This is a genomic window from Streptomyces sp. NPDC079141, from assembly GCF_040686775.1.
Lineage (GTDB): Bacteria > Actinomycetota > Actinomycetes > Streptomycetales > Streptomycetaceae > Streptomyces.
Genome location: NZ_JBFBLP010000002.1, coordinates 809,764 through 827,728 on the forward strand (window position 1 = coordinate 809,764; position 17,965 = coordinate 827,728).

Below are 17,965 nucleotides of genomic sequence, written 5' to 3' on the forward strand. Positions count from 1 at the left end.
GTGCGTTCAGGCCACCGGTCTCAGGCCACCAGCCGGAACGCCGAGTCCGCGCGGTAGAGGTCGCTCGGCTGGTACGGGTCGAGGCGGAGCTGGAAGTTCTGGTGGCGCAGATAGCGGCCCGGGTAGTTGACCGACTCCAGCATGATCGCGCCGGAGTGGGACGAGGCGCGGGGGCAGAAGGTGGCGTCCTGCTCGAACAGGCGGGTGCCGTCGTCGTGTTCGGCGCGCAGGGCGAAGTCGCGGTGGCGCAGGACGGTGCCGTCGGCGGTGGTGAAGGAGTAGCAGGAGGCGTCGGCGAGGCCTTCGACCAGCTGGAAGCGCGTGGGGGTCGTGCCGAGGACGACGCGGTCGTCGCTCAGCTGCCAGGAGCGGTCGGGGTAGTTGACCGAGCGGACCGAGCGCCAGGTGGCGGTGGGTTTCGGGTCCGGCTGGGGATCGGGCTTCGCGTCCGGCTTCGGATCCGGCTTCGGGGCGGCCGAAGTGGGCTGCGGCGCCGGGGACTTGGCGTGGGTGCGGGTGGGGGTCGGGGCGGCGGACGGCGGGGTGCTCCGGTCCGGCCGGGAAGCGGACGGGGTGGCGAAGGAGATCAGGCCCGGCAGGGAGGCACTGGCCGACGGTGCCGCCCGGTAGGGGCGCTCGTCGGACGGCCGCTGGGTCGCGGCTATCGCCGTCACGCACGCGACCACGGTGACCAGGGCCAGGCCGCCGGCCAGCCAGAGGCGGCGGGTGCCCGGGGTCCGTGAGGCGTCCGGTGCCCAGCCGCTCTCCCAGGGGCGGTCCTGAGGGGGCTGGGGCTTCTTCTTGAACATGCGCGGTTCCTCCAGGGGCACGCAGGGGGACGGCTGCGCCCGGACGGTCCGGTAATTGAACAGCGAAGTTTTCAGTGGCGAAACACTAGTGGACGCGGGGGCGCGCCACAGCCGTTTTCCGCTTCACATCGCTTTCTCAGAGCCGTCCCAGCCCCGTCTCATCGGGCCGCGGCAGCGTGGCGGCGTGGTTATCAGCGCGCGTCCTGTGTTCGTCCTCGGCTGTCCTCGGTCCGGGACCACCCTGCTCCAGCTCATGCTGCACGCGCATCCACGGATCGCGCTGCCGCCGGAGACCCGCTTCGTACTGCCCGCTTACGAGGAACGGCTGCGCTTCGGCGACCTGCGGGACACAGCCAACCGGGCCGGTCTCGCCCGCTGGATCACCGGCCGGAAGGAGACGCGGTTCCATGAACTGGGGCTGGACGCCGATGCCGTGGCGGAGCGGATCGCGAGCGGGCCGCCGACGCTCGGCTCCGCGCTCGGCATCGCGCTGAGGGCGTACGCGGAACGGCACGGGAAGGCGCGCTGGGGCGACAAGCGGCCCGCCTACGCCCTGCATGTCGAGGAGATCCTGCGGCTCTTCCCGGACGCGCAGTTCGTGCACCTGGTCCGCGACGGGCGCGACTGCGTCGCCTCGCTGCTGGACATGCCCTGGTGGCACCGCGGCTTCCACGAGGCCGTCGCCACCTGGGCCCAGGTCATGGACGTGACCCGCCGGTACGGGCGCCGGCTGGGCCCGGACAGCTGGCACGAGCTGCGGTTCGAGGACCTGGTCGCCGACCCGGAGCCTCAACTTCGCGCTCTGTGCGCCTACTTGGGCGAGGAGTACGACCCGCGGACGACCGAGCCGCGGCGGCTGGCGCATACGGCCGTACCCGCCCGCAAGACCTGGCACCGGCGCACCCACGGCGCCCTGGACGTCTCGCGGGCGGGCAGCTGGCAGCAGCGGCTGACGCCCGATCAGATCAGGCTGTGCGACGCCGTGTTGGGCGAACGGCTGGTCCGGGGCGGCTACGAGCTCAGCGGCGCCGTACGCCCCGACCCCGCCGAACTGCTGCGCTACCGGCGGGTGTCGGCGCTGCGGCGCGCGGCCCATGCCAAACGGCGCACGCTCGACCGGCTGGCGCGGCTGCGCGAACCGGGGCCGGTGGCCGACCGGCCGGGCGCGGGGTGACGTCCGGGGAATGACCGCCGGGGCGCCGTTGTGTACACCCGTACGCATTCGTTGTGTACGCTCGTACACATGGGATATCTGACGCTCGCCGGCGCCATCGCCGCCGAGGTGGCCGCCACCACCGCCATGAAGTACAGCGACGGCTTCAGCAGGCTGTGGCCCTCGCTGCTGACGGCGCTCGGTTACGTCGTCTCCTTCACGCTGCTCGCCCAGACCCTGAAGACCGTGGGCATCGGCACGGCCTACGCGATCTGGGCCGGCGTCGGCACCGCGACCATCGCCGCCCTCGGACTCGCGCTGTTCGGGGAGGCGCTGACCCTCACCAAGGTCGCCGGGATCCTGCTCATCGTCGGCGGAGTCGTCGTACTGAACCTGGGCGGTGCCCACTGATGCCCCGGCGCTACGACCCCGAGCGGCGGCAGCGGATCATCGACGCGGCGATCCGGGTCGTCGGCGAGAAGGGCCTGGCGGGGCTGAGCCATCGCTCGGTCGCGGCGGAGGCCGACGTCCCGCTCGGCTCGACGACGTACCACTTCAGCACTCTCGACGAGCTGATGGTCGCCGCCCTGCGCCAGGCGAACGAGGGCTTCGCCAAGGTCATCGCCTCGCGCGGCGGCCTCCAGGACCCCTGCGCCGACCTCGCGCACGAACTCGCCGGATGGATGGGGGAGTGGCTGGCGGGCGACCGCACGGGCGTCGAGCTGGAGTACGAGCTGTACCTGGCCGCCCTGCGTCGCCCCGCCCTGCGCCCCGTCGCCGCCGAATGGGCCCGCGACCTCGCCGACCTGCTCGCCCGGCACACCGACCCGCTCACCGCGCGGGCGCTGGTCGCGCTGATGGACGGCATCTGCCTCCAGGTGCTGCTCACCGGGACGCCGTACGAGGAGAGTTACGCGCGCGAGGTGCTGGCGCGGGTCATCGGCAAGGGGGCGTGAACCCACCACCTCCCATCGGGGAACAGCGGGTGACATGCTCAGCCAGACCCCATGCCACGGAGGGCCCGTGACCGGACCGCCACCACCGCGCGAGGACGCCGAGGTCGTCCTCCAGTCCCTGGAGGAGCCGGAGCTCTTCGCCCGGCTCTACGACCACTACGCCCCCGACATCCACCGCTACGCGGCCCGCCGCCTCGGCACGGGCGCCGCCGACGACATCACCGCGGAGACGTTCCTCATCGCCTTCCGCACCCGGGCCCGCTACGACACCGACCGGCCCAACGCCCGCCCGTGGCTCTACGGCATCGCGGGCAACCTCATCGGCAAGCAGCGCCGCACCGAGGTACGGGCCCTGCGCGCGCTGGCCCGCACCGGCCACGACCCGGTCGCCGAGTCCTGGTCCGAGCGGGCCGACGACCGCCTCGCCGCACAGTCCGCGAACGCCCCGCTCGCCGGAGCACTGGCCGGTCTTTCCGCCGGCGACCGGCACGTCCTGCTGCTCGTCGCCTGGGCAGACCTGACCTACCAGGAGGTCGCCGAGGCGCTCGGCATCCCCGTCGGCACCGTCCGCTCCCGGCTCAACCGCGCCCGCCGCAAGGTCCGTACGGCACTCGGCGCCGATCCCGCATTCACGCTCGACGCCACGGAGGTGGTCTGACGATGGACGAGATGACAGCGGTCCGCGAGCTGCGGGCCGAGGCGCCCCGGGCGCGGCGGGCCGACCTGGTCGCCGGGCGGGAGCGGCTGCTGGCGGAGGCGGGGCGGGGCGGCCGGGCGCGCAGGCTGCGCGCCGACTGGCGGCTCGCGGCCGTCGGCGCGGCCGCCGCGATCACCGTGGCCGCGGTGGTCGGCACACAGGTGGTGGGCGGCGGCAGCGAGACGCAGCCCGGCAGCAGGCCGGGCTACACCGTCGAGCTGGGCAGCGCGAAGGACCTGCTCAACGATGCCGCGGACGCCATCGAAGCCGGTAGCGGGGTCACCGCGCACGACGGCCAGTGGATCTACACGAAGACCGTCGAGACGAACGGGACCGACGACGAACGGCCCGGTCCGCAGACGCGTGAGAGCTGGACGAAGTACGCGGACCCCGCATTCGAGGACGGCAAGGAAGGCGACGACCACTCGCCCAGGGAGCAGGCCGAGTTCCTGAAGAGCCTGCCGGACGACCCACAGAAGGTCCGGGCGAAGGCACGCGCCTTCTACTACGCCACCGACCCCTCCGAGACCCGTACGGAGCACGAGTACCGGGCCCTCACCGTGCTCATCAGCCGGGCGCACGTCTACGAGCCCGAGGGCCTCGCCAAGGTCTACCGGGCGCTGGCCACGATTCCCGGGGTGCGGGCCGCGAACGTCCAGGACGCGGCCGGGCGGGACGCGATCGCCCTCTACCGCAACACCGACGGCCCGCTGAGCGACGAGACACTCCTCGACCCGGCCACCTACCTCGCCAGCGGGTACCGCGCGGTGGGCCTCAAGGACGACACGGACTGGAAGAAGGGTGACGTCGTCATCAGCAGCGCCTACCTCGCGACGGCGGTCGTGGACAAGCGGGGCGAGCGCCCCTGACCTCGCGCTCGGTGCGCCCGGCACGTGAGATGCCGGGCGCACCGGTTCGCCCCGGCGGCCCCCGCCAAGTTAGGTTGCCCTCATGACCGACACGACTGCACCTCGCACCACCGGCGCCGTTGCCGCCGGCCTCGCCACGATCGCCGCCGACGGCACCGTCCTCGACACCTGGTTCCCCGCGCCCGAGCTCTCCGCCGAGCCCGGCCCGTCCGGCACGGAGCGGCTGTCCGCCGAGCGTGCCGTGGAGCTGCTCGGCGAGGGCGCCGTGAAGGCGATCGGCCCGGACGCGCGCCGGGGCGTCGAGGTGGTCGCGGTCCGCACGGTCATCTCCTCGCTCGACGAGAAGCCGATCGACGCCCACGACGTGTACCTGCGTCTGCACCTGCTCTCCCACCGCCTGGTCAGGCCGCACGGCCAGAGCCTGGACGGCATGTTCGGCTTCCTCGCCAACGTCGCCTGGACCTCGCTCGGCCCCGTCGCCGTCGACGACGTCGAGAAGGTGCGGCTGAACGCCCGCGCCGAGGGCCTGCACCTTCAGGTGACCTCGATCGACAAGTTCCCGCGCATGACGGACTACGTCGCCCCCAAGGGCGTCCGTATCGCCGACGCCGACCGGGTCCGCCTCGGCGCGCACCTCGCCGAGGGCACCACCGTGATGCACGAGGGCTTCGTCAACTTCAACGCCGGCACGCTCGGGACCTCGATGGTCGAGGGCCGTATCTCCGCGGGTGTCGTGATCGGGGACGGCTCGGACATCGGTGGCGGCGCGTCCACGATGGGCACGCTGTCCGGTGGCGGCAACGTGATCATCGCCATCGGCGAGCGCTGCCTGATCGGCGCCGAGGCGGGCGTGGGCATCGCGCTCGGCGACGAGTGCGTGGTCGAGGCCGGTCTGTACGTCACCGCCGGTACGCGGGTGACCATGCCCGACGGGCAGATCGTGAAGGCGCGTGAGCTGTCCGGCGCGTCCAACATCCTGTTCCGCCGCAACTCGGTCACCGGCACGGTGGAGGCGCGGCCGAACAATGCTGTGTGGGGTGGGCTGAACGAGATTCTGCACAGCCACAACTAGCTCCGCTGGAAGCCGCGGTTTCAGACTGCGGGTCCGGTGGGGGCTTGTCGCGCAGTTCCCCGCGCCCCTAAAGGGGCGCGAGCGCCCTCCCGCAGTCAGCGGGAGGGCGCTCCTTCATGTCCGGGGCACCGTCGCCGCGAACTCCTCCAGCGCCCTGAAGTCCGGCTCCCGCAGGCCGATCCGTGGGTTCACGTGGTGCAGCAATGCCGGCCCCTCGTGGTGTGCGGCCACGTACATCTCGTCCGCCGGGCTCTGCTCGTCGTCGACCCAGGCGAAGGGGCGGCCCTCGGCGTACGTCACGATCGCCTCCGTCTTCCAGTGGACGCCGTCCGGGCGCTCGGCGAAGAGGCCGGTGCCGAAGTCGACGTAGGGCAGTTCGGGGAGGCCGATGACGGGGGCGATCCAGCGGTTGGCGGCGTCCATCCATGTGGTGGCCCAGCACAGGTCGTAGCCGAGGGCGAGGAGGGCCGGGCCGTGGGAGGGGTTCAGCCAGACGCGGAGCGGGCGGCCGGGGTGCAGGGCGACCCTGATCGTCGTGTAGCCCTCGGGACGCCGTTCCGGCTGGGCGGCCCACGGGTTGAGGGGGCCGTCGACGTCGAGGAACAGCAGGGGGCGGGCCACGGGGTCACCGTACGGGACCGGCCGTGGGCGGAGCCCGGAATTTCCTCGCGCGGGCAGGCATAGCGGGAGGCCGGTGCGCGCGTCAGGTGGGATGAAGGGGGCGGGCAGGGGCTCGTCCGGGGAGTGAAGGTGACGATGGATGCCGAGGCGCAGGGCAGTTTCCGGGAGTTCGTGGAGAACCGGTCGTCCGCGCTGCTGAAGACCGCGGTGCTGCTCAGCGGCGGGGACCGGCATGCCGCCGAGGACCTGCTCCAGAACGCGCTGATCAAGGCGGCCGGGCGCTGGCATCGGATCGACGAGCCCGAGGCGTACGTACGCCAGATCCTCTACCGCCAGCAGATCAGCCGGTGGCGGCTGAAGTGGCGGCGGCGCGAGCTGAGCGTGGCCGAGCCGCCGGACAGCGGCCGCGGCGCGGACGACGCGGGCGCCGCCGAGCTGCGGCTGCTGATGCGGGGCGCCCTCGCCCGGCTCACGGCACGGCAGCGGATCGTACTCGTCCTGCGCTACTTCGAGGACCTGCCCGAGGCCGACGTGGCGCGGATCCTCGGCTGTTCCGTCGGCACCGTGCGGTCCACCACCCATCGCTCCCTCGCCCGCCTGCGCACCCTCGCGCCCGAGCTGGCGGCCCTCGCCCCGGCGGCGGCCGCCGCCGATCTGCCGCCGTCCCGTGACTTCTCGCCCGTGGAGGTGCGTCCGTGAACGTCGAGGAACTCGTACGCGATGCGCTGCGCGAACAGGCCGAGGAACAGCCGTCGGCGGGGGCGGGGTTCGCCGACCGGGTGCTGGCGGTGCGGCGGCGTCGGCGCGGGCGCCGTATCGCCTCCGCCGCCGCGGCCACCGTGGTCGCCGTCGCCGTGGCGGTGGGAGTGCCGCAGCTGGACTCCGGCAAGGACGACGTCCGCCCCGCCGATCTCCTCGACGGCGGCTGGACCAGCGCGCACCCGGACCAGTCGCCGCCGCGGGACCTGATCGCGGTGGGGGACGTGGCGCTGGCCGCGTACTACACGCTGGACACGCAGGACAGGGGTGACCACGGCGTCAACGTCCGCACCTACTGGCTGCTCGATCCGGCGACCGGGAAGTACAAGAAGGACACCCGGTGGTCGTACGTCGCCGTCGCCCCCGGGATGCGGACCGCCGCCGTGCTGGAACGGAGCCTGCCCGCGCAGCGGATCGGGCTGCTCGACCTCGCGACGGGGGAGGTCGCGCGGTGGATCCCGGTCACGCACGGGGTCGGCGGGCTCGCCTACTCGTACGACGGAACACAGCTCCTCGCCACGACGTACGACGAGAACCCCGATCTGCTGACCGAGCGGGCCGGCCTCGGCGACGACGGTCAGGTCGACGAGCGCGTCGAGGGCGACGTGACATGGGTCGCCCCCATCGAACCGTCGAGCCGGACCGGATTCCTCCTGATCGACCCGGCCGGGGGGAGCGGGGACGCGTGGACCGCCCTTCCGGACAGCCAGGGTTTCAATCCCCGTTCGGACCTCGCCTTCAGCCGCGACGGCACGCTGGTGTACGCGCGGATCGTCGGCAGCCGGGACGGGATGCAGCAGTTCTACGATCTCGCGGGCAACGAGGTCGCCGCGCCCGAGAACGAGCGGTACCTGCGGTCGGACGTTCCCGCGCGGCTGTCCCCGGACGGCTCGCTCGCCGCGCTGGGCCTGACCAAGGAGGTGCCCGACAAGGGGTACTCCTCGATCCGTGATCCCCGTACCGGGAAGGAGATCACCCGGGTGCGCGGGGGCGTCCAGATCGCCTGGGTGGACAACCGGCGGCTCATCGCCTGGGAGCGGGAGGCGGGTTCGGAGGAGTACCGGCCCCGGCTCGCGCTGGTCACGCTCGGCAGCGACAAGGTGAAGTGGCTGAGCGGACCGCGCGAGCAGCGGCCCGACACGCAGTGGAACTGGGAGCCGATCTTCGTCCGGCGGTGATCAGTCCGCCATCAGACTCCGGTACGCCGCCAGCAGCCCGTCGACCGCCTCGCGGCCGGCGGGCCGCAGCGGCGAGCGGACCGGGCCCGCGGGCAGGCCCAGTTCGTTCAGCAGGGCCTTGGCGGTGACCGTGCCGGGCAGACCCGAGGCCATCATCAACTCGATGAGCGGCATGGCGCGTTGCTGGAGGCGGGTGGCCACGGGGGTGTCGCCCGCGTCGAACGCGTCGAGGACGGCCCGCAGCCGGGACGGGACGACATTGGCGACCGTGCTGATGTACCCGGCCCCGCCCACCGCGTACAGCGCGAGATTGTGCTCCTCGCAGCCCGCGTAGTACGCCAACTCCGTGCGGGAGATGACCTTCTGGGCGGCGAGGAAGTCGTAGGAGCAGTCCTTCACCGCCACGATCCGGGGGTGCTCCGCGAGCCGCAGCATCGTGTCCGGCTCGATACGGACGCCGGTGCGGCCCGGGATGTCGTACAGCGCGAGCGGCAGCCCCGAGGCGTCGGCGATCTCCCGGAAGTGCGCCTCGACGGCGTCCTGCGGCGGCCTGCTGTAGTACGGCGCCACCACCAACAGGCCGTCCGCGCCCGCCTTTTCGGCCGCCAGCGCCAGCTCGACGGTGTGCCGGGTGTCGGAGGTGCCCACCCCGGCCACGAGCGACGCCCGGTCGCCCACCGCCTCCCGGACCGCCCGCACGAGCCGCGACTTCTCCTCGTCCGTCGTGGTCGGCGACTCGCCCGTGGTCCCGGACAGCACCAGACCGTCGCACCCCTCGGACACCAGCCGTTCGGCGAGCCGCTGCGCCCCGTCGAGATCGAGGGTGCCCTCCTCGGTGAAGGGGGTGATCATGGCGCACAGGGCGCGGCCGAAGGGGCGGGCGGGGGAGTGCGGGGTCCGCATGGTCGTCATGGGAGTAGTGTCGGCGGGGCAACTGTGAAGCTCCACTTAAATTTTGTAAGGGGTACCGCTAAGCATCCCTGCGATGTGGGCTGCCCAGGCCCTATGTCCAAAGGCGGGCGTCATGGGTCACTATGGCCGGGACGGTCAACGACCCCTGGTCCTGGGAGGCGTCATGAGGCTCGGCAAGGCACTCGCCACCGGAGTCGCGGAAGAGCGGCCGGAGAACCGTGAGCAGGAGCTCGAACTCCCTGAAGTCATGGAGGAGATCGAGGAGGTCAAGGAACTGAAGGTTCCCGAAGAGGCACCGGTCGGCCGATGAGGCTGCGGCTTCCGGAGGAACGCCCGACGGAGCCGCCGACCGGATACAAGATCGCCCACCCGGTGCTGTCCCACGACGGCACCCGGGCCGGGTTCACCGGTGTGTCGCTGGGCGGCGCGCTGCCCTACGGCGTGCTGGCCGACGCCTCCTGCGTCTACGGCCTGCGGCACCGGGCACCGCACCGGCGCTGCGACTGCGGCTTCCACTGCGTGCACGACCGCGACGCCGCCGAGGCGCTGCTGTGCACGGCCGAGCACCGCTCGGCCGTGCTGCTGGAGGTCACCGTGCTCGGCCGCTACCTCCGCTTCGAACTGGGCTTCCGCTACGCCCGCCAGCGGGTGCGCGCCGCCACCGTGGGCCCCTGCTCCTGCGGCGCCGCCGCCGTGGCACTGGCCGACGCCGGCTGGGGCAGACCGGGCTGGCGAGGTCTGGCCCCCTCCTGCGCGGGCTGTCTGCACGGCCGTACGTCCGTCTCGCTCGCCGGGTTCGCCCGGCTGGCCGGGGACGGGCTGCGGGTGGTCGCCGGCACCGCGGCGCCCGGTGCCGTCCTCCCGGCCGAGCTCGGGGTGCCCGAACTCACCGCCGAGGCCGCCCTGTTGCAGGCCCGCCTCGACTGGTTCCAGACCCAGTTGGCCCGGCTCGGCGAGCGCGGGCCGGGCGGCGAGGCGAAGGGATAGGCCGCGCGGGGCCGGGTACCCGGGTGTTCCGAACCGGGAAGACGGGAGGAGGGGCACCGTGACCGGGACCACGGCCCCGAGGCCGGCCCGCGACGACCACCACTCCGTGGGTGAACTCGTCGGACAGGCGACCGAACAGCTCTCCCTGCTGGTGTGGCAGGAAGTGGCCCTGGCCAAGGAGGAGCCGGCCGACAAGGGCCGGCGCGCGGGCCGCGGCGGCGGACTCGTGGGCGCGGCGGGCGCCGTCGCCTACGCCGGCCTGCTCGCCCTGTCCGGCACGCCCGTCGCCGCCCTCTCACCGGCGCTGCCGGTCGGGGCCGCGGCCCTCATCGTGACGGCGGTGGGCGCGACCGGCCGCGCCCAGCTCAAGCGCGCCGCCCCCGCCACGCCCGAGGAGACCCTCGACAGCGTCAGGGCCGGCGCCGAGCAGATCAGGGAAAGGGCACACCGATGACGGACAAGGCTGCGGATGGCGCGGGTCGAGGCGCCAAAGGCCCCGAGGAACTGCGCCAACAGATCCAGCAAACCCGGGAACAACTCGGCGACACCGTCGAGGAGCCGGCAGGCAAGGCAGACGTGAAGGGCAGGGCCCGAGCACGAGCGGCCGACCTGAGGGACCGCGCGGGCGCAATGACCGTCCAGCTGCGCAGCACGGCGGCCGAGGCCAGGCATACGGCGGCCGAGGCCAGGCATACGGTGCAGGGCAAGGTGTCCGAGGTCGGGCACTCCGTGCAGGACAAGGTGTCCGAGGCCGGTCACACGGTCCAGGGCCGGGCGACACGGGCCGGGCACACGGTGGAGGACGGCATGCCGCGCCCCGTCCGTGGCGTCGTTCAGGCGGGGCTGCGGCATCCGCGGCCCGTGCTGGTCGCCGGGGCGGCGGTGGGCGCGGTCGTCGCGGTGGAGGTCGCGCGGCGGCGGCACAACGGGCGGCACTGAGGCGGGAGGCTCGGCGCGGGGCGGGCGGCGGTCGGTCCCGCGCCGGTCTGTGTCCGGGGCGGGCCTTGGCCGTCCGGCGTCTGCTTGACCGTGCGCCGGCCGGTCTGGGGGACCGGGTGGGCCATACCGTGCCGGGCAAGGTGTCCGAGGCTGGTCACATCGTTCAGGGCCGGGCGACGCGGGTCGGGCGCACGGTGGAGGACGGCGTCGCGCCCTGTCCGTTGCGTCGTTCAGGCGGGGCTGCGGCATCCACGGCCTGTGGTGGTTGCCGGGGCGGCAGCGCAGCGGGCGGCACTGAGGTAGGAGGGTCCGCGCGGGGCGGGCGGCGGTCGGTCCCGCGCCGGTCTGTGTCCGGGGGGCGAGGTCGGCCCGGCCCGGGCCGACCTCGACCTCCCGCCCCCCACTTGACCGCGCGCCAGCCGAACTCCCGCCCTCCAGCCCCCACTTGACCTCAACCATGCTTGAGGTCCGAGGGTAGGTGATGCAGAGATCACCTACGTACCGGAGGCCGGCATGACCCGCCGTACCCACGTTCACCCCGACCTCACCCGCCCCGAGGCCGGCGCCCCTTTCTTCAGTACCTGGCGAGTGGGGACGCCCGAGCGGCAGGTGCGGGCCGTTGAGGCTGTTGCCCGTACCTGGGACGGCCGTCCCTGGCCCACCGCCGATCTGCTCGCCTACCACCTCTACACCGGCCACGACGGCACCACCTTGATGCACCACTCCCAGTGGCGGACCGAGCAGGGCTACGAGGCGTTCTTCAAGACCCACCGCCAGGAGCGCAACGACGAGATCGACACTGCCGTGCCCGGCATCGAGCGGGTCGAGCTCAACCGGTACCGCCGGTACCGCAGCAAGGAGCGTGCCGAAGGGGACGCCCGGGTGCCGGGGCTGATTGTCGCCGTCCGGATCGACTTCGAGCCGGATGCCGCCGAGAGGCGGGGGGACTGGGTCGACACCGTTCTCGCCGCTCTGTCGGACTCGGAGGGTGATCGCGGTTTCGTCTCCGCGCACTTCCACCTCAGTACCGACGGCGGGCATGTCCTCAACTACGCCGAGTGGGAGAGCGACCGGGCCTACGACGAGGCCATCGCGGCGTCGCAGTCGCCGGAGTGGGAGCGGGTGCGGACGTATCCCGGGATCAAGGGGTTCAGTGCCGCCCGGTACACGCACGCCGTCGGGCTCGTGCCGTAGGGCGGTGCTGCCGTGATCGACTCTCCGACAATCTGAGTCTCCTGGACAAAAAAAGTTTTCGGTGAGACGGTGGATCCATGTTGGACGTGACCGTGATCGAGGACGCCGAGGCCGCAGCCGTCTCCCTGGACCCCATAAGGGCGCGGCTGCTCGCCGAGCTGACGGCCGGCCCCGCGTCGGCCGCCATGCTGGCCGGCAGGGTCGGGCTGCCCCGGCAGAAGGTGAACTACCACCTCAAGGCGCTGGAGCGGCACGGCCTGGTCGAGCTGGCCGGTGAGCGCCGCAAGGGCAATGTCACCGAGCGGCTGATGCGCGCGACCGCCGCGTCGTACGTCATCTCGCCGCTCGCCCTGGCCGCCGTACAGCCCGACCCGGACCGCTTCCGGGACCAGCTGTCCGCGCGCTGGCTGCTGGCGCTGGGTGCCCGGCTGGTGCGGGACGTCGGTTCGCTGATCACCGGCGCGGCCAAGGCCCGCAAGCGGCTGGCGACGTTCGCCCTGGACGGCGAGGTGCGCTTCGCGTCGGCGGCCGACCGGGCCGCGTTCGTGGAGGAGTTGACGGCCGGCGTGAGCGCGCTGATCCGCAAGTACGACGCGCCCGACACCGAGGGCGGCCGCGATCACCGGATCGTCGTCGCCGTCCATCCCACGGTCAAGTCGTCGTCGCCCGAGACGACGGTCAAGTCCCCCGAGATCACCGAGAGTTAGCCCCAACAGTCCTCAGGAGCCCGTCATGTCCAAGGAATTCGAGATCGCCCGCGAGTTCGAGGTCGACGCCACGCCGCAGGAGGTGTGGGAGGCCTTCACCTCCGGAACCGGCGGCTGGCTGTGGCCGATGGAGCCGCCGGAGCCGCGCGAGGGCGGCAAGGGGCCGTTCGGCTCGACGGTCACCGTGTGGGACCCGCCGCACCGCTACACCAACCGCGTCGAGGACGTCGAGGGCATCTCCGAGCAGACCGTCAACCAGCTCGACTACACCGTCGAGCCGCGCGAGGGCGGCAAGCGGGCCTGGGTGCGCTACGTGCACAGCGGCATCTTCGTCGACGACTGGGACAACCAGTACGACGGCGCCGCGAAGCACACCGAGTTCTATCTGCACACCCTGCGCGAGTATCTCACCCACTTCGCGCCCCGGCCGGCCGCGTTCGCCACGTTCGACGGGCCCGAGGCCTCGAAGACGGCCGACGCCCTCGCCGTCGTGGGGCGGGCGCTGGGCGTCGGGGAGGATGTGGCGGCCGGGACGCGGCTGACGGTCCACGGGCCCGACACCTTCGACGCCGTGGTCGACTTCCGCAACCCGTACTTCATCGGGCTGCGCACCGACCGGGGCCTGACCCGGATCTTCGGGCGCAACCACTGGGGCTACCCGGTCGGCATCTCCCTGCACGACTTCACGCCGGGCACCGACATCAAGGAGTGCGAGAACGAGTGGCAGGGCTGGCTGAACGGCGTGTTCAGCCGGCCCTGACCAAGCGGCGACCGGTTACGGCTTGAACCGCAGCACCTGCGGGTCGTGGTCGCTGATCTGGTCGTGGAACTCCGCGTTGATGTGCACGCTGTCGTACTCGAAGTCGCAGGCGCGGCGGATCGACGGGGAGATCAGGATCTGGTCCAGGACCTGGCTGTTGCCCTGGTAGTCGTAGCTGTAACGCTCGCTCCTCGGCAGCGACTTGATCGCCGACCACAGCACGCCGTCGCTCTCCAGCAGCTTGGTGGTGCCGGAGAACTCGAAGTCGTTGATGTCGCCGAGCGTGACGACGTCCGCGTTCTTCTGGGTCGCCAGGATGTCCTTGACGAAGGCGTTCACCGCGGTCGCCTGGAGGTGGCGCTGGGTCTCCGAGCTGCGGGCCGGCGGCTGGTACTGCGCGTGCAGCGCCTGGTCGCCGCCCTTGGAGGCGAAGTGGTTGGCGATCACGAAGACCGTGCGGTCGCGGAAGACGAACTCGCCCACCAGCGGCTTGCGGCTGTTGTCCCAGGCCGCGTTCGCCGGGTCGATGCGGCCGGGGGAGACCGTCAGGGCCGCCTTGCCGTCCGTCCTGGTGACGCCCACGGCGGTGGTCGCGTCGCCGCCCGCGCGGTCCGTGAAGGAGACCCGCTCCGGGTTGAACAGGAACACCTGGCGGATGTTGCCGCCCGGCTGGCCGCCGTCGAGGTTGTTGGCGGGGTCGATCGAGCGCCAGTCGTACGTCGGGCCGCCCGCCGCGACGATCGCGTCGACCAGCTTCTGCATCGTCACATCGGCGGCGACCGTGCCGTCGTTGGTCGCGCCGGTGTTGTCCTGGATCTCCTCCAGGGACACGATGTCGGGCGACTGCAGGTTGTTCACGATCGCGGAGGCGTGCTCCTCGAACGTGGCGTCGGACGGGTCGAGGTTCTCGACGTTGTACGTCGCGACCGCGAGCTCGCCGTTCTTCTGCTTGCGGGTCGTCTCCCGCTCCAGGCCGCCGCTCTCCAGCGTGCCGAGCGTGCTCGCGACGAGCGTGTAGCCGCCGAACTGGGTGTAGTCCAGCGGGCCGGCGGTGGTGCCGGCGAGGGTGTCGCCGACGTTCGCGTCGGGGAAGGCGGAGGCCGCGCCGAGGGACTGGATCTGCAGGCGGCCGGTGTTCTGCGACTCGTAGGAGCCGTACACCGTGCCACCGCGGCGGTTGCGGTTCTCCCACGGCTTTACCGTGACCCACAGCTCGGCGTAGGCGTCGGTCGCGGTGACCACCCGGGTGTCGGAGACCTGGACGTTCATGCCCTCCAGGGACTCGTAGTAGTCCAGGGCGTACGTCGAGGGCTTCAGCGTCAGGCCGTTGACCGACCCGTTCGCGGCGGCGTCCCCGGCCGGGGTGTACGCGGCCGGCACCGAGTCGGCGTCGACGACCGCGGCGGCCGGGACGGCGTTGCCGCTGGAGACGACGGTGATCACCGGCTTGGTGATCTCGGTGATCGACTGGTTGCCCGAGGAGGTGCCGCCCGGGACGTACTCCGACACCGTGCCGGAGACGCTTACCGCGTCGCCGACGGCCACACCCTTGGGCGTGGAGCTGGTGAAGACGAAGATGCCCTCACTGGTGGCGGCGTCGGCGTCCGCGTCCGGGTCCTGGATCCAGAAGCCGCGGGACGAGCCGTAGGTGCGTATGCCGGTGACGATGCCGGTCACGTCCGTGACCTGCTTGCCGGCGTACGGGGAGATGCGGGTGCTGCCCTGGATGTCGTGGATGCGCACGGAGTCGGCGTGCGCGGGCGACGTGAGGACGACGGTGGACGCCGCGGAACAGACAGCGGCGACGGTGAGCGCGGCGAGGCGCGCGGACGACTTGCTCGGCAACGGGATCCCTCCGGGGACGTGCGTGGGCGCCGGGACGAGGGTGGAGCGTGGAATGGTCGGAGCCGCGACCGGTGGGGCGGCAGCGGCGGTGGCCGCGACCGATGGGGCGGCGCGACGCGCGTAGAAACTACAGTGAACAGATGTCCAGCAGATTTCTACGCGCGTAATCTCATTCCTGGTCAGGCCACTTGTCAAGGTTTCGGCCATGTACGGGGGCCAACGGGTAGATGAACCGGGCGGCATGGGTTGAAATCCGTCTAGGCTGAGCGGCTGAGTGGTACGACGCGCCCGAGGAGAACCAGCCGATGACAGACAGCTCCCCCCTGCCGCCGGTGCGGCTGCACCCCGAAGCGGAGCTGGCGCGGGACGCGTTGTCCACGCCGTTGCTGTCCCGTGCCGCCCGGCTCGCCCGCTGGGCCGGACCCGACACCCGAGTGGACGCCGGTGGCGGACTCGTCGAGGACCAGCTCCCCGCCGCGGCCGAGCTCCTCGGACTGACCGGGGACGAGGCCGCCGCCTACGCCAGTGAGGCCTGGCGCATCGCCGTCGACACCGGCCTCGTCGAGGTCGTCGACGAGGAGGAGGGCACCGTCGCCGCGGGCGAGGACCTGGCCCTGCTCACCGGCGGTTCGCCGCACGACGTGCTCGCGGTGTGGCTGGGCGCGCTGGACGCCGTGCTCGCCGACGCGAGCGTGCCGGACCTCGACGACCTCGTCGACGCCATGGATGAGGGCGGGGAGATCGACTTCTCCGCGCTGGACTGGGACCCAGAGGCCGAGGCGGAGTTCCTCGACGGGGTCCTCGCCAACCTGTACCTGCTGACCGCCGGCGACGACGGCCCCGGTGAGGGACCGGTGCCGCTGCCCGCGCTGGCCGCGTCGATGATCGTGCCCAGCGACATGGGGGAGCCCACCAACGACGTACTGGAGCAGGTCTCCGACGCGATGATGCGGCTGGACGACCAGTTCCGGCTCCTTGAGCCCGTCGGTCTGGTGGAGTTCCAGCCGGTGGACGAGGCCCTCATGGCGGACGCCGACGAGGAGCCCGCCGCGCCGGTCGACGACACCGACGTCTCCCGCTACGGCATGGTGCGGCTGACCCCGCTCGGGCTGTACGGGCTGCGCGCGCGGCTGCTGGAGGCCGGGTTCACGGCGCCGGCCGTGGGCGACCTCGCGGACAAGGGCGCCGACGCGCTGCTCGACGGGACGGCCACGTACGCGCCCTCGGCGGCGCAGGCGGAGACCGAGCAGTGGCTCGCGCGGCGTGAATCCCTCGCGGCGGCACGGGAGTTGCTCGCGGCGGCGCGGGGCGCCGACGCGGGGGCGCCGCTGCGCAGGCTGCGGTGCCAGCAGGCGCTGTCGCTGGTGGGGCGGGAGGCCGAGCCGGCGCTGCGGGAGGTGCTCGACGACGCGGAGCTGGGCGGTCTTGCCCGGGTCTGGCTGACCGAGCACGGGGCGGCGGACGTTCCGGTGCCGTCGGAGGCGATGGTCTTCTGGCTGACCGTCGACACGATTGCGGCGCAGCTCGCCGCCGAGGGGAACTCCGACGAACTGCAGGCCCTCGTGGAGGGACTTGCCGCGCAGCACGGTGGCTTCTTTGCGGCGGCCTGGCGGGTGGAACATCCGGCCACGGCCGAAGTGCTGGAGGCGATGGGACGGTTGCATCCGGACAAGAAGGTGGCGAAGGAGGCCCGGAAGGCCGCGTTCAAGGCGCGGTCGCAGCGGGGGGATTGAGGTTCTCGGGCGGGTGACACCGAGTGCGGGGGCTGTGTGGACGGTGTTTGGAGGAGCGGCAGTTTCCTGGGCGGGCTCGGCGCTGCCGCCCGGCGTGAGCTCGGTGAGCGTGGGGAACTCGTCTCGTTCGAGCGCGGCGCCCTGCTGATCGAGGAGGGCGACAGTACCTCCGATGTCTTCGTGCTCTGTTCTTCGTACGTCAAGGTCACCGCGTCCCTCCCCGGCGGCGGCTGGACGCTGGTTGCCGTACGCATGAGCGGGGATCTGGTGGGCGAGCTGGCCGGGATGAGCGGGGCTCCCCGCAGCGCGTCCGTCATCGCGTGCGGTACCGGGCCCGTCACCGCGCTCCGGCTCCGCTGGAGCGACTTCGACCAGGTCAGGCAGGCCCGTCCCGAGGTGCTGCGGCAGCTTCAGGAGTCCGTGAGCCGGAAGTTGGCCGCGGCCACCCGGCGCCGGGTCGACTACCGCCGCAGGAGTCCCGCGGTGCGGCTCGCGCGGGTTCTCGTGGAGATGGCCGACGACTTCGGGCAGTCGGTGCGGGGTCGTGAGGTAATCCTTCCGATGGACCTCAAGCACCTGGAGTGGGGCGAGCTGATCGGGGTCTCGGAGAGCACCGCCTACCGGGCGCTGAGGGAGCTGCGTGATCTCGTGGACGCTCAGCACCGGCGCGTCATCGTCACGGATCTGACGGGGCTTCGGGCGCTCGCCGAGCAGGAGTGACGGCCGGTGCGGGAGAGGGGCCGGACGCAGGTGGCGACCGCTCGTTCTGGTGTG

21 protein-coding genes are annotated in these 17,965 nt (G+C 72.4%); 17 read left to right on the top strand and 4 right to left on the bottom strand.

Features of this window, described 5'->3' with window-relative positions:
* Positions 1-20: 20 nt before the first annotated feature.
* Positions 21-809 (bottom strand): AbfB domain-containing protein, encoded by a 789-nt coding sequence (locus AB0Q90_RS08775; RefSeq protein ID WP_363158306.1) that lies wholly within the window; start codon positions 807-809, stop codon positions 21-23.
* A 184-nt stretch (positions 810-993) separates the two neighbouring features.
* On the opposite strand from AB0Q90_RS08775, the gene AB0Q90_RS08780 reads away from it, so the two are divergent.
* The 6 genes from AB0Q90_RS08780 to dapD all read left to right on the top strand — a co-directional run bounded on the left by AB0Q90_RS08780 (position 994) and on the right by dapD (position 5,556).
* Positions 994-1,983: a sulfotransferase gene (locus tag AB0Q90_RS08780; protein WP_363158307.1), complete on the top strand. Its 990-nt coding sequence runs from the start codon at positions 994-996 to the stop codon at positions 1,981-1,983.
* 69 nt (positions 1,984-2,052) lie between these two features.
* Complete coding sequence (locus AB0Q90_RS08785; RefSeq protein ID WP_363158308.1) at positions 2,053-2,373, top strand: multidrug efflux SMR transporter; 321 nt, start codon at positions 2,053-2,055, stop codon at positions 2,371-2,373.
* Complete coding sequence (locus tag AB0Q90_RS08790; RefSeq protein ID WP_363158309.1) at positions 2,373-2,918, top strand: TetR family transcriptional regulator; 546 nt, start codon at positions 2,373-2,375, stop codon at positions 2,916-2,918. Before AB0Q90_RS08785 ends, AB0Q90_RS08790 begins: the two co-directional genes overlap by 1 nt.
* Before the next feature lie 67 nt (positions 2,919-2,985).
* The gene (locus AB0Q90_RS08795) at positions 2,986-3,576 is read left to right on the top strand and encodes a sigma-70 family RNA polymerase sigma factor (RefSeq protein ID WP_363158310.1); all 591 of its coding nucleotides are present in this window, start codon (positions 2,986-2,988) and stop codon (positions 3,574-3,576) included.
* Between the two features lie 2 nt (positions 3,577-3,578).
* The gene (locus AB0Q90_RS08800; RefSeq protein ID WP_365732821.1) at positions 3,579-4,484 is read left to right on the top strand and encodes a CU044_5270 family protein; all 906 of its coding nucleotides are present in this window, start codon (positions 3,579-3,581) and stop codon (positions 4,482-4,484) included.
* 82 nt (positions 4,485-4,566) lie between these two features.
* On the top strand, positions 4,567-5,556 hold the full coding sequence (dapD, locus tag AB0Q90_RS08805) for a 2,3,4,5-tetrahydropyridine-2,6-dicarboxylate N-succinyltransferase (RefSeq protein ID WP_363165607.1): 990 nt from the start codon (positions 4,567-4,569) through the stop codon (positions 5,554-5,556).
* Positions 5,557-5,670: 114 nt separating this feature from the next.
* On the opposite strand, the gene AB0Q90_RS08810 is transcribed toward dapD, so the two are convergent.
* Entirely contained in the window at positions 5,671-6,177 is a 507-nt protein-coding gene (locus AB0Q90_RS08810; protein WP_363165608.1) for a hypothetical protein, read from the bottom strand.
* Positions 6,178-6,312: 135 nt separating this feature from the next.
* On the opposite strand from AB0Q90_RS08810, the gene AB0Q90_RS08815 reads away from it, so the two are divergent.
* Together AB0Q90_RS08815 and AB0Q90_RS08820 are read left to right on the top strand one after the other, a co-directional pair.
* Complete coding sequence (locus AB0Q90_RS08815) at positions 6,313-6,876, top strand: SigE family RNA polymerase sigma factor (protein ID WP_363165653.1); 564 nt, start codon at positions 6,313-6,315, stop codon at positions 6,874-6,876.
* Entirely contained in the window at positions 6,873-8,114 is a 1,242-nt protein-coding gene (locus tag AB0Q90_RS08820; protein WP_363165609.1) for a WD40 repeat domain-containing protein, read from the top strand. Before AB0Q90_RS08815 ends, AB0Q90_RS08820 begins: the two co-directional genes overlap by 4 nt.
* Here AB0Q90_RS08820 and dapA read toward each other — a convergent pair whose 3' ends face one another.
* A complete protein-coding gene (dapA, locus tag AB0Q90_RS08825; protein WP_363165610.1) occupies positions 8,115-9,026 on the bottom strand; it encodes a 4-hydroxy-tetrahydrodipicolinate synthase in 912 nt (303 codons plus the stop codon). It abuts the gene before it with no gap.
* A 163-nt stretch (positions 9,027-9,189) separates the two neighbouring features.
* Between dapA and AB0Q90_RS08830 the strand changes: the two genes are divergently transcribed.
* The 7 genes from AB0Q90_RS08830 to AB0Q90_RS08860 all read left to right on the top strand — a co-directional run bounded on the left by AB0Q90_RS08830 (position 9,190) and on the right by AB0Q90_RS08860 (position 13,613).
* A complete protein-coding gene (locus tag AB0Q90_RS08830; protein ID WP_363165611.1) occupies positions 9,190-9,336 on the top strand; it encodes a hypothetical protein in 147 nt (48 codons plus the stop codon).
* Complete coding sequence (locus tag AB0Q90_RS08835) at positions 9,333-10,013, top strand: hypothetical protein (protein WP_363165612.1); 681 nt, start codon at positions 9,333-9,335, stop codon at positions 10,011-10,013. The genes AB0Q90_RS08830 and AB0Q90_RS08835 overlap by 4 nt, the downstream gene beginning before the upstream one ends.
* 58 nt (positions 10,014-10,071) lie before the next feature.
* Entirely contained in the window at positions 10,072-10,467 is a 396-nt protein-coding gene (locus AB0Q90_RS08840) for a phage holin family protein (protein WP_363165613.1), read from the top strand.
* Positions 10,464-10,952, top strand: a complete 489-nt coding sequence (locus tag AB0Q90_RS08845; protein WP_363165614.1) for a DUF3618 domain-containing protein — start codon at positions 10,464-10,466, stop codon at positions 10,950-10,952. The genes AB0Q90_RS08840 and AB0Q90_RS08845 overlap by 4 nt, the downstream gene beginning before the upstream one ends.
* Positions 10,953-11,465: 513 nt before the next feature.
* Positions 11,466-12,146 (top strand): antibiotic biosynthesis monooxygenase, encoded by a 681-nt coding sequence (locus AB0Q90_RS08850; protein ID WP_363165615.1) that lies wholly within the window; start codon positions 11,466-11,468, stop codon positions 12,144-12,146.
* Positions 12,147-12,223: 77 nt separating this feature from the next.
* A complete protein-coding gene (locus AB0Q90_RS08855; protein ID WP_363165616.1) occupies positions 12,224-12,853 on the top strand; it encodes a helix-turn-helix domain-containing protein in 630 nt (209 codons plus the stop codon).
* Between the two features lie 25 nt (positions 12,854-12,878).
* On the top strand, positions 12,879-13,613 hold the full coding sequence (locus AB0Q90_RS08860) for an SRPBCC domain-containing protein (RefSeq protein ID WP_363165617.1): 735 nt from the start codon (positions 12,879-12,881) through the stop codon (positions 13,611-13,613).
* Positions 13,614-13,628: 15 nt separating this feature from the next.
* On the opposite strand, the gene AB0Q90_RS08865 is transcribed toward AB0Q90_RS08860, so the two are convergent.
* A complete protein-coding gene (locus tag AB0Q90_RS08865) occupies positions 13,629-15,458 on the bottom strand; it encodes an endonuclease/exonuclease/phosphatase (RefSeq protein WP_363165618.1) in 1,830 nt (609 codons plus the stop codon).
* Positions 15,459-15,763: 305 nt separating this feature from the next.
* Between AB0Q90_RS08865 and AB0Q90_RS08870 the strand changes: the two genes are divergently transcribed.
* A complete protein-coding gene (locus AB0Q90_RS08870; RefSeq protein ID WP_363165619.1) occupies positions 15,764-17,191 on the top strand; it encodes a hypothetical protein in 1,428 nt (475 codons plus the stop codon).
* A 36-nt stretch (positions 17,192-17,227) separates the two neighbouring features.
* Complete coding sequence (locus AB0Q90_RS08875) at positions 17,228-17,911, top strand: Crp/Fnr family transcriptional regulator (protein WP_363165620.1); 684 nt, start codon at positions 17,228-17,230, stop codon at positions 17,909-17,911.
* Positions 17,912-17,965 lie beyond the last annotated feature (54 nt).